The 10,929-nt window shown below is 73.4% G+C and carries 7 protein-coding genes; 5 read left to right on the top strand and 2 right to left on the bottom strand.

Annotated features, from left to right (window positions below; genetic code table 11):
- From PINTE_RS17990 to PINTE_RS17980, 3 genes are all read left to right on the top strand, one after another.
- The coding region (locus PINTE_RS17990) for an FtsX-like permease family protein (protein WP_068433517.1) at positions 1 to 2,857 on the top strand (2,857 nt) is incomplete at its 5' end.
- A 10-nt stretch (positions 2,858 to 2,867) separates the two neighbouring features.
- Positions 2,868 to 3,434 (top strand): PadR family transcriptional regulator, encoded by a 567-nt coding sequence (locus PINTE_RS17985; protein ID WP_068433515.1) that lies wholly within the window; start codon positions 2,868 to 2,870, stop codon positions 3,432 to 3,434.
- Between the two features lie 31 nt (positions 3,435 to 3,465).
- Positions 3,466 to 4,923 (top strand): amidase family protein, encoded by a 1,458-nt coding sequence (locus tag PINTE_RS17980; RefSeq protein WP_068433514.1) that lies wholly within the window; start codon positions 3,466 to 3,468, stop codon positions 4,921 to 4,923.
- A 105-nt stretch (positions 4,924 to 5,028) separates the two neighbouring features.
- Here the strand turns inward: PINTE_RS17980 and PINTE_RS17975 are convergent, their stop codons facing one another.
- Entirely contained in the window at positions 5,029 to 5,829 is an 801-nt protein-coding gene (locus PINTE_RS17975; RefSeq protein WP_068433513.1) for a DedA family protein, read from the bottom strand.
- Positions 5,830 to 5,976: 147 nt separating this feature from the next.
- Between PINTE_RS17975 and putP the strand changes: the two genes are divergently transcribed.
- Positions 5,977 to 7,491, top strand: a complete 1,515-nt coding sequence (putP, locus tag PINTE_RS17970) for a sodium/proline symporter PutP (RefSeq protein ID WP_068433511.1) — start codon at positions 5,977 to 5,979, stop codon at positions 7,489 to 7,491.
- Between the two features lie 52 nt (positions 7,492 to 7,543).
- Positions 7,544 to 10,036 (top strand): glycoside hydrolase family 31 protein, encoded by a 2,493-nt coding sequence (locus tag PINTE_RS17965; RefSeq protein ID WP_068433509.1) that lies wholly within the window; start codon positions 7,544 to 7,546, stop codon positions 10,034 to 10,036.
- Positions 10,037 to 10,235: 199 nt separating this feature from the next.
- Here the strand turns inward: PINTE_RS17965 and PINTE_RS17960 are convergent, their stop codons facing one another.
- Positions 10,236 to 10,676, bottom strand: a complete 441-nt coding sequence (locus PINTE_RS17960; RefSeq protein ID WP_068433507.1) for a zinc finger domain-containing protein — start codon at positions 10,674 to 10,676, stop codon at positions 10,236 to 10,238.
- Positions 10,677 to 10,929 lie beyond the last annotated feature (253 nt).

Below are 10,929 nucleotides of genomic sequence, written 5' to 3'. Positions count from 1 at the left end.
CCCCGCCGCCCGCTGGTGGGCCGGCTGGCGCGTCAGCCTGCGCATGGCCCGCCGCGACATCGGCGCGCACCGCTGGCGCAGCGCGCTCATCGCGCTCATGGTCGGCCTGCCGGTGCTCGTCATGGTCGCCGGGCTGACGTTCCTGGCCACCAACGAGGTCTCGCTCAAGGAGTCGGTGCCCGGCCGGTTGGGCAGCGCGCAGGCGCTGCTGGTGAGCCGGTCCGACGTGCAGGTGACGAACTGGGGCACCAGCTCCGAGGCCGTCGTTCCGTGCAGTGATGACGCCTCCATCCTCGTCGCGTCACCCGGCTGGGAGCCCACCGACGCCCCGGCTCGGTGCGGGGCGAGCGATGTCGCCGCCGCCCCTTCGGAGCCGGTCCCCGGCCTGAGCGACCGCCCCACCCTCGAGCAGGCGCGCACCGCCCTGGCCGGCCTGACCGGCGGCCGGGTCGTGCCCGTCTCCTGGGTGCAGCGCGAGGTGCTCGTCGGCAACCGCCCGGCGGCGACGACCGCGCTCCAGGCCGACATGTCCGACCCGGCCACCCGCGGCATGGCCACCCTCGTCTCCGGCCGATGGCCCAGCGCGCCGGGCGAATTCGTCGTCACCCAGGTCGGCGCGCGGCTCGGGCTGCCGACCTCCGGCCAGGTGACGCTGGCCGGCATCGACGCCGAACCCGCCACCGTGCCGGGCACGATCGTCGGGGTCGCCGACGCCGCGCCCCTCTCGTCCGACCGCGTCGGGCTCATCTCCGTGGCGCCCACCGCGCTGGAGACCACGAACTTCCTGCTCGACCGCGACACTCCCGTGCCCGCCGACGAGGTGCGCGCGCTCAACGCGCACGGCCTCTCTGTGCTCTCCCGCGAGGTCATCGAGAACCCGGGCAGCCTGCCCGCGCCGCCCGGGATGGCGTCCGGCCTGGGCACCGGAGGATTCGACTCCGGCCAATCGCTGACGACCACCGCGATGCTGTCCCTGGCCCTGCTCGTCGTCAGCTGCCTGCTGGCCGGCCCGGCCTTCGCCGTCATCGCCCAGCGGCAGCGCCGCACGCTCGCGCTCGCCGCGGCGAACGGGGCGACCGCGGCCCAGGTGCGCCGCACGCTCCTGGCCCAAGCGCTGCTGCTCGGCGTGCTGGCCACGCTCGCGGGAATGCTCCTCGGCTTGGTCGTCGGCGCGGCGATGGTGCCGATCGCGTTGCGCCTGCGCTGGATCGACCAGGTCGGCCCCGTCGAGGTGCCGGCCACGGAGGTCGGCGTCGTCGTCGGCGCGGCCGTGCTCGCCGCCGTGGTCTCGGCCCTCATTCCGGCGCGCGGCCTGACCCGGCTCGATGTCACCACGGCCCTGCGCTCCGACGTCGTCTCGCCACGGCCGCACCGTGGCCTGCCCGTGCTCGGGCTCGTGCTGTGGGTCGCGGGCGCCGCGGCGCTGTGGGCGCTGGTCTCCAGCCCCTCGACGGCGCTCGCGCAGTCCGGCCTGTGGACGCTCGGCGTGCTCGCCAGCGGGGCGACCGTCGTCGTCGGAGCGCTGCTGCTCACGCCGCGGCTGCTCACCCTGCTCTCGCGCCTGGGGGCGCGCGCCCCGCTGCCGGTGCGGCTCGCCCTGCGGGACGCGGGCCGCCAGCGCGGCCGGGCGATCCCGACGATCGCGGCCGTCATGGCAGGGGCCATCCTGCTCGCCGGGTTCGGCATCGCGGCCACCTCGACCGACGCCTTCAACCGGGCGCTGTACCGCCCGACCGCCCCGCCGGGGCAGGCCCTCGTGCCCGTGGATCTGCCGCGGGTGCAGGCCGACCGGGTGGCCCCCGCCGTGACGGCGGCGCTGCCGGGGAGCCGGGTGCGTCCGATCTACCGGTTCGGGTTCTCCGGGCAGGCCCCCGCCCCTGGCACGCCCGTGTCGACGGTCGCGGTCGTCCCGTCCGGGTGCACACCGGCCCAGGTCGTGCAGACCCCCGGCTGGGTGGGCCCGGCGACCGCGCCCGTGGACCCGTGCGCGGCCCCGTGGGCGTCGGCGCAGACGAGTCCGTCCCGGATGGTCGTCGCCGACCCGGCCGACGCCGCGGCTCTGTACGGTCTGGACGCGCACGCCGAACAGACCCTGGCCGCCGGCGGCGCCGTCGTCAGCGACGCCCGGTTCGCGCCGGGCGGGGCGATGACGGTGGCCACCGGCTCCTCGAGGTGGGGTGACGACCCCACCCCGACCTGGCTCGGAGGCGGTGGCACCACCCAGGTGCCGGCCGTCGTCGCGCCGCTGGGCTTCGGGGTCGAGGCCTGGCCCGACGTGCTCGTCTCACCGGGCTTCGTGCAGCGCTTCGGCGGTGTGCCGCAGGCCTCCTGGGCGTACGTGCAGGGGCCGGACGGGCCGATCACGCAGGAGCAGGCCGACGCGGTCGCGGCGGCGGTCGGGCTCTCGGTGTTCGATTCGGTGCAGGTGGCGCGGGGCTACAGCTCTCCGATCCGCACGCTGCTGGTGGTCGCGTTCCTCGTCGTCGCGTTGCTGACGCTCATCGCGACGATCACCGCGACCGCGCTGTCGATGGGGGAGGCCCGCCGCGACCTGGCGACGTTCGCCGCCGTCGGGGCGCCGGACCGGCTCCGGCGTCGGATGGCCGCGGCGCAGGCCGGGGTGCTCGCCCTCGTCGGCACCGTGCTCGGCCTCGCGGTCGGCGCCGTGCCGGGCGTCTACGCGGCGCTGCTGACCACCTCGAACCTGCCGTCCGACATCACGATCGAGAGCGCCTCGCGGGTCGTCGTGCCGTGGTGGCCGATCCTCGCGGCGCTCGTGCTCACCCCGCTGCTCGCGGCCGCGCTCGCCGCACTGTTCGTGCGCCCGCGGCCCGACCTGACCCGGCGACCGGCCTGAGGAGGGAACGATGTCTGTACGCCAAGGACTGCTCGCCCTGCTCTCGCAGGGACCCAAGTACGGCGCCCAGTTGCGCGCCGAGTTCGAGGACCGCACCGGCGGCTCGTGGCCGCTGAACGTCGGGCAGGTCTACACCACGCTCGGCCGGCTCGAGCGCGACGGTTGCGTCGCGCCCGACGGCGGCCCCGACGAGGAGGGCCGCATCGGCTACCGGATCACCGACGCGGGCCGCGACGAACTGACCCGCTGGTGGGCCGACCCGGTGGCCCGGGACGTCACGCCGCGCAACGAGCTGGCGATCAAGCTGGCGCTCGCCGTCACCGTGCCGGGGGTCGACGTCGCGGTCATCGTGCAGACGCAACGCGAGGCCACGATGGCCCAGCTGCGGTCTCTGACGCGGCTCAAGGCCCGGCTCATGGCGGGTTCCAACGGCTCGCGGCCCGCCTCCGGAGACGGGGTCGCCGGCGAGACGATGAGCCGGCTGCTCGTCGTGGAGAACCTCATCTTCGCGGCCGAGTCGGAGGCGCGCTGGCTCGACCACGTCGAGGCGCGGGTGCTCGCGGCGCTGCCGGGGTGAGACTCGGCGCGGCGGCCATAGAGTGCCTCGCATGAGCGAGAAGCCGACGCAGCTGTGGCGCTGGAGCGCCCGCGACCTGTGCGGGGCGCTGCGGCGCCGGGAGGTCTCGGCCCGGGAGGCCCTCGCCGCGCACCACGAGCGCATCGACGCCGTCAACGGGCCCCTCAACGCCGTCGTCATCGAGGACCGCGAGGGGGCTCGGGGGCGGGCCGCCGCGGCCGACGAGCTCGCCGCGCACACCGCCGCCGAGGAGTTGCCGGCGCTGCACGGCCTGCCGATGACGCACAAGGACACCCACCTCGTCGCCGGCATCCGCTCGACGATGGGTTCGGCGCTGACCGACGTCGTGCCGACCACCGACGACCTCGTCATCGCCCGGCTACGCGGCGCCGGCGTCAACTCCACCGGCAAGAACAACGTGCCCGAGTTCGCCGCCGGCTCGCACACGTTCAACGAGCTGTTCGGCGCCACCGGCAACCCCTACGACCCGAGCGTGAGCTGCGGAGGCAGCAGCGGCGGGGCCGCGGTCACGCTCGCCACCGGCATCCAGGCCCTCGCTGACGGCTCCGACATGGGCGGTTCGCTGCGCAACCCCGCGGCCTTCTGCAACGTCGTCGGCTACCGGCCGTCGGCGGGCGTGCTGCCGGTCGTGCCCACCCGCGACCCGTGGGCGTGGCTCGCGCGCACCGGCGTCATGGCCCGCGAAGTCGCCGACGTCGCGTTCGCGATGTCCGTGCTCGCCGGGCCCGACCCGCGGGTCGAGCTGCCGTGTCCCGTCTCCGGCCCGGAGTTCGCGGCGCTCGTCGACGCCCGCGTCGACCTGTCGGCCCGGCCGCTGGCGGGGCTGCGCGTCGGGTTCACCCTCGACTTCGGGCTCGGCGTGCCGCTGGAGGCGCCGGTCGCGGCCGTCGTCGCCGCGCAGCGGGAGGTGCTGGAGTCGCTCGGCGCACGGGTTGTCGACGCCTGCCCGAACCTGCGGAGCGCCGACGAGGTCTTCGACACCGCCCGGGCGCTCGCGATGGCGCTGTCGCTGCGGGAGGTCGTCGCGCGCTACCCCGACCGGGTCAAGCCCGAGGTGCGCTGGAACGTCGAGCGCGGGGTCGAGCTCACCGGCTCCGACGTCATCGACGCGACCGTGGCGCGGGCCCGGCTCCACAGCGAGCTCGGGCGGTGGTTCTCGCGGCACGACGTGCTCGTCGCGCCGACGTCGCAGGTGCTGCCGTTCCCGCTCGAGCAGCGGTTTCCGGAGACGATCGCCGGGGAGCCGATGGGCAGCTACGTCGAATGGATGCGCTCGTGCACGCTCGTCTCCGCGATGGGCGGACCGGCGCTCAGCGTGCCCGCCGGGTTCGCGAGCCGGGAGGGCGGCGCGGGCCCGCAGCTGCCGGTCGGTCTGCAGATCGTCGGGGCGCACGGCGACGACGCGCGCGTGCTCGCGGTCGCCCAGGCCTACGAGGCCGCCACCCGCCACGTCGACGCCTCCCCCTGACCGGTCCCCCTAACCGGCCGAAGGCTGCCCTTTCGGCCGAGGGCTAGGTCTGTAGCACGAGCCCTCGACCGAAAGGGCAGCCTTCGGCCGATGTGTGTGGGTGGGTCACGAGCGCTGGGCGGACTGCTTCTTGGCGTTGCGGTAGGCGACGTAGAAGACGCCGACGAGCAGCACGATCGAGACGTACCACATGTACTTGCCGAACTCCTCGAGCGCGGCGACGGCCGGTTCGCCGATCTGCCAGCCGAGCGCGACGAACGAGCACGCGTAGATGAACGCGAAGATCACATCGATGAGGAACAACCGTTTCAGGCTCGTGCCGGCCGCACCGAGCACCGCGGCGACGATCGAGCGGGGGACCGGCACGAACGGGACGTGCCCCAGGCCGATCGCGAGGATGTCGTAGCGCCGGGTGAGGTTCTCCGCCCGCTTGGCCCGCCGCCGGGCCCGCTCCGTCTGCCCCGCGATGCTCGCGATGAAGTGGTCGCCCCACAGCTTGCCGGCCCACCACCACACGAAGTCGAACTTGATGACGCTCAGCGTGCCGATGACGATGGCCGCCGGCCACCAGCCCCAGCCCGTCGCCCCGAGCGCCCCGCACATGACGAGCCCCGTCATGGAGCCGGTGAGCGTGACGAGCACGATCGGCGCCAGCCCGAGGATCACCGGGCGTAGCGGGATCATCGCGAGGCTGTACAGCGTCATGAGGCCGATGAGCGAGGCGCAGATGCCGTCTTGCTTACCGAACTCGTAGCCCTCCGGCCACGGCTGGGCCGGCGCCGCCGCTGTGGCGCCGGCGGTGGCGCCGTCGGTGGTGCCTCCGGTGGCGCCGTCGGTGTCGGTCTCCGCGCGGTCCTCGTGGGCAGGCTTGTGGGCAGGCTCGTCGGGCTGCTCGCTGGTGCTCACCCCTGCACAGTAGGCGGGCCGCCCGCGCCGACCAAAGCGCCACCCGCATCCGCGCGCCCCGGTCCGGTGCGCCCGCCGTGCCCGGTGCGGCGGAGGTATGGTGCGCCCAGCGTCCGCACAGGAGCGGACCGGGTCGACGGAGGGCGCATGAGCGACAGCGGTTACCAGATTCTCGCGATGATCATCTACCTGCTCGCGATGCTCGCGATCGGCTGGTACAGCTATCGGCGCACGAGCGACCTCGACGACTACATGCTCGGCGGGCGCGACCTGCCGCCGGCCGTCGCCGCGCTCTCGGCGGGCGCCTCGGACATGTCCGGGTGGCTGCTCATGGGCCTGCCCGGGGCGGTGTACGCGAACGGCCTCGTCGAAGGGTGGATCGCCGTCGGTCTCACTGTCGGCGCCTGGGTCAACTGGAAGATCGTCGCGCCGCGACTGCGGGCCTACACCGAGCTGGCCAACGACTCGATCACCGTGCCGAGCTTTCTGGAGAACCGGTTGCACGACCGGTCGCGCTCGCTGCGGATCGTCTCCGGGCTCATCATCCTCGTGTTCTTCACGTTCTACGTCAGCTCCGGCATGGTCGCCGGCGGCGTGTTCTTCGAGGGGTCGTTCGGCATGGACTACCGCGCCGGCATGCTGCTCGTCGCCGGCGTGACCGTCGCCTACACCCTGTTCGGCGGCTTCCTCGCCGTGAGCCTGACCGACTTCGTGCAGGGCCTCATGATGGTCGCCGCGCTCATCGCGGTGCCAATCTTCGCGCTCGTCGCGGTCGGCGGCTTCGGCGAGGTCGCCACGCAGGTGCGCAAGGTCGACCCGCAGATGATGTCGATGGTCCGCGGCGCCACCGCCATCGGCGTCATCAGCTCGCTGGCCTGGGGCCTGGGCTACTTCGGGCAGCCGCACATCATCGTGCGGTTCATGGCGCTGCGCAACGCCCAGGAGGCCACCGCCGGGCGCCGCATCGGCATCGCCTGGATGCTGTTCTCCGTCGGCGGCGCCGTGGCCACCGCGATCGTCGGCGTCGCCTACGTGCACGCCCACCCCGACGCCGCGGTCGCCGACCCCGAGACCATCTACCTGCGCCTCGGGCAGCTGCTGTTCCACCCGTTCGTCGCCGGATTCATGCTGGCCGCGGTGCTCGCCGCGATCATGAGCACGATCTCGAGCCAGCTGCTCGTCACCTCCTCGGCGCTCGTCGAGGACCTGTACAAGGCCCTCACCAAGGGCGATCGCACCGACTCCTTCTTCGTGCTCATGGGGCGGCTCGCCGTGCTCGGCATCAGCCTCGTCGCCGCGGCGATGGCATGGAACAAGGGCGGCACGATCCTCGGCCTCGTCGCGTTCGCCTGGGCCGGGTTCGGCGCCTCGTTCGGGCCGATCGTCGTGCTGAGCCTGTACTGGCGCAAACTGACGACCGTCGGCGCCTTCGCCGGCATGGTGACCGGCGCGATCGTCGTGTGGATCTGGGGCAGCATCGACGGCGGCATCTTCGACCTCTACGAGATCCTGCCCGGCTTCGTCGCCAACCTCGCGGTCACGATCGGTCTGAGCCTGGCGACCTACCGCCCCAACGAGACCATCGATCGCGAATTCGCCGAGAGCGCCCGGCTCGCCGGCCGCCTCGAGGAGGGGGAGGTCACGCTCGAGCCCAACGGCTGAGCCGGTCTCGTCGCTGTGGTGCGGGGGTCGCCGGTGCGGTAGGCAGGAGACCGTGAGCCTGCCCGAACACCTGCGTCTGCCCACCCGTCCGCACGCCCACCCCGACACCATCGTCACGGTCGGGAACGCGCGATTCACCGTGTTGACCCCCGCGCTCGTGCGCGTCGAGTACGCCCCCGACGGGGTTTTCGAGGACCGCGCCTCCCAGGTCGTCGTGAATCGCGACACCCCGCCGGCCGCGTTCGAGGCCCGCCGGGTCGCCGTGCCCGCGACCGGCAGCGACCGGCCGGAGACGGACGGCCTCGAACTCGACACCGCCGCCCTGCACCTGTCGTACGACGGCGGCCCGTTCACCCCGCAGGGCTTGTCAGCGCAGGTCAAGGGCGGGGTGAGCAACTACCACAGCGTGTGGCGCTTCGGCCGGCCCGTCGAGGGCAACCTCGGCGGCACCGCGCGCACCCTCGACACCGTCGACGGCGAATGCCCGCTGGAGGAGGGGCTGCTCAGCCGCAACGGCATCACGGTGCTGGACGACTCCCGCTCGCTGCTGCTCGCCGGCGACGGTCGGCTCGAACCGCGCCGGCCCGGCTCCCTCGACCTGTACGTGTTCGCCCACGGCCGCGACTATCCCGCCGCGCTACGCGACTTCTACGCGATCACCGGCCCCCCGCCGGTGCTGCCGCGGTTCGCCCTCGGCAACTGGTGGAGCCGCTACCACCGCTACAGCGCCGACGAATACGAGGCGCTGCTCGACCGGTTCGACGCCGAGCGCCTGCCGTTCTCCGTGGCGGTCCTCGACATGGACTGGCACCCGGTCGACATCGACCCCACCTACGGCAGCGGCTGGACCGGCTACTCGTGGAACCGCGAGCTGTTTCCCGACCCGCCCGGCTTCCTCGCGGGGCTGCACGAGCGCGGCCTGCGGGTCACGCTCAACGTGCACCCGGCCGACGGCATCCGCGCCCACGAGGACGCCTACCCGCAGTTGGCCCGCGCACTCGGCGTCGACCCGGCGACAAAGGCCCCGATCGCGTTCGACCCGGCCGACCCCGACTTCCTCGCCGCCTACCTCGAGCACGTGCACCACCCGCGGGAGGCCGAGGGCGTCGACTTCTGGTGGCTGGACTGGCAGTCCGGGCCGTACTCGCGCATGCCCGGGCTCGACCCGCTGTGGATGCTCAACCACGTGCATTTCCTCGACTCCGGTCGGCCGGGCGAGCGCGCGACCCGGCCGCTGACGTTCAGCCGGTACGCCGGGCCGGGCTCGCATCGCTACCCGGTCGGATTCTCCGGGGACACGGTCGTCAGCTGGGCCTCCCTGGCGTTCCAGCCGCGGTTCACCGCGACCGCCAGCAACATCGGCTACGGCTGGTGGAGCCACGACATCGGCGGGCACATGTTCGGTTACCGCGACGACGAGCTGGCGACCCGCTGGGTGCAGCTCGGCGCGTTCTCCCCGATCCTGCGGCTGCACTCGACGTTCGATGAGTTCAACCGCAAGGAGCCGTGGCGGTTCGGCCGCGAGCACGCCCGGATCATGGGCGAATACCTGCGGCTGCGACACCGGCTCGTGCCCTACCTGCACACGATGAACCGGCGCGCCCACGACCTCGGCGAGCCGCTCGTGCGCCCGATGTACCACGACCACCCGTGGGCGGCCGGCGCCTACGAGGTGCCGAACCAGTTCGCCTTCGGCACCTCGCTCCTCGTCGCCCCGGTGACCACCCCCATCGATCGGGAGACGGGTCTGGCGGCCGTCGACGCCTGGCTGCCCGACGGCGACTGGCTCGACGTGCGCACCGGCCTGGCGTACTCCGGGGGGCGGCCCGGCTCCGGGGGACGGCGGATCCGGATGCACCGCACGCTCGACGACCTACCGGTGCTGGCGCGGCGCGGCGCGATCCTGCCGCTGGCCGGCCGCGACGACGAGGCGGTGGGCGTGGAGAACCCGCGGCTCGTGCGCGTCTGCGTGGTCGCGGGCGGCTCCGGGGAGTTCGAGCTCGCCGAGGACCGCGACGACGACGCCTGGGCGCTCACGCCGATGACCTTCGACGGCTCCGACCTGACGATCGGCCCGGTCGAGGGGCACCCGGAGTCGGTGCCCGCCGGGCGGCGCTACGAGGTCGAGGTGCTCGGCGCCCGGGCGGTCACCGGCGCGCTCGTGCGCCTGGGAGATTCGCAGGGCTCGCGGGGTTCGGCGGGCTCGGGGGGTTCGGCGGGCTCGGCGGGCTCGGCGGGTTCGGACGCGCGGGTGTCGGCGCGCGAATCCCGGCCGGGGGCAATGGTGCTGGAGATCGGGGAGGTGCCGCCGGGGCAGGGCGCGCGGGTGCGGCTGATCGGCGACGTCGCGGCCGCCGAGAACGACGTCCCCGGTCGCGTGTTCGAGGTGCTCGACCGGGCGCAGGTGGCGTTCGGGCTCAAGGCGCGGCTGCGCGATGCGATCGCGCGGTCGGCGGATCCGCGGGACGGGCTCCTGGAGATCGTCGCCATCGACGCGCCCGAGTCGCTGCGGGCCGCGCTGACCGAGGTCGTGCTCGCCGGGTGAGGCGACCCGGCCGGTGTGCGGTGACCTCTCGACGACCCTCAAGGGGTCACCGCACACGACCGCCTGCGGTTATGCCTCGCTGAACTGCGGTGTTGTGCGGCGCAATGAAGGTGTCCACTCGCGAAAGGTCACTCCACGCGACCCCGTGCGGTGCAATGGAGTGCGGGGTTGGGCCGCGGTTCGACCGACGCCGAGCCGGTCAGGCCGTGGCGCCCAGGTGCGGGCGGCGACTGGGGCGCGGGCGGGGGTGGCGACCCGGACCCATGCGCACGGTCTCCTCGATGAAGGCGCGGAACTCGACGGCGCCGGCGTCGATGACCTCCGGGCCGTCCTGGCTGCCGCGGCCGTCGGCGAGCACGCGCAGGGTGCGCGGTTCGCGGGTGGCGACGCACAGCAGCACGTCGCCGACGCTGAGCCGTTCGTCGACGGCCTCGCGGACGATGGCGGTGAACGGCCGCTGGCGCATGAGGTGCTGGTAGCGGATCCAACGGGAGTGGTGCGGGTCGTTGCGCTCGGTGCCGTCGTTGTCGCGACAGGGCTGCCCCGTCTGCACCAGGCAGATCGTGCAGGGCACTCGGCGGGCCAGGTCGTGCGGGCCGAGGGCCTTCTGACGAGGCGTGTTGTCCACGATGGCGGTCACTCGTTGTCCTTCCGTAGGTCCACTGCCCGTGTTGTCGCGGGCGTCCCCGAACCCCCGTTCCAGACGCCTCCCACAGCGCCTGAATCCTTGATACCCAACGACTTTTCGACTCTGTTCCCCAGCTGAGTCAAATGTTCGTCAAGTACGTCAGGGTTTGCCCAAGATGTGGCGGCCCCGGTCAAGAACCCGTGATCGTGTTCCTGATTCACGCGTTCGCAGCAGCTTCCGTCACCAATTTTCGGTTCGGCTCAGA

It is taken from the genome of Piscicoccus intestinalis NBRC 104926 (assembly GCF_001515525.1).
Lineage (GTDB): Bacteria > Actinomycetota > Actinomycetes > Actinomycetales > Dermatophilaceae > Kineosphaera > Kineosphaera intestinalis.
This window is presented reverse-complemented; position numbering and strand designations above follow the sequence as displayed.

Excerpts from the sequence above, each read along its gene's own strand:
- PINTE_RS17980 (WP_068433514.1), top strand. The coding sequence starts at position 3,466 with ATGAGCGAGAAGCCGACGCAGCTGTGGCGCTGGAGCGCCCGCGACCTG.
- PINTE_RS17985 (WP_068433515.1), top strand. The coding sequence starts at position 2,868 with ATGTCTGTACGCCAAGGACTGCTCGCCCTGCTCTCGCAGGGACCCAAG.
- putP (WP_068433511.1), top strand. The coding sequence starts at position 5,977 with ATGAGCGACAGCGGTTACCAGATTCTCGCGATGATCATCTACCTGCTC.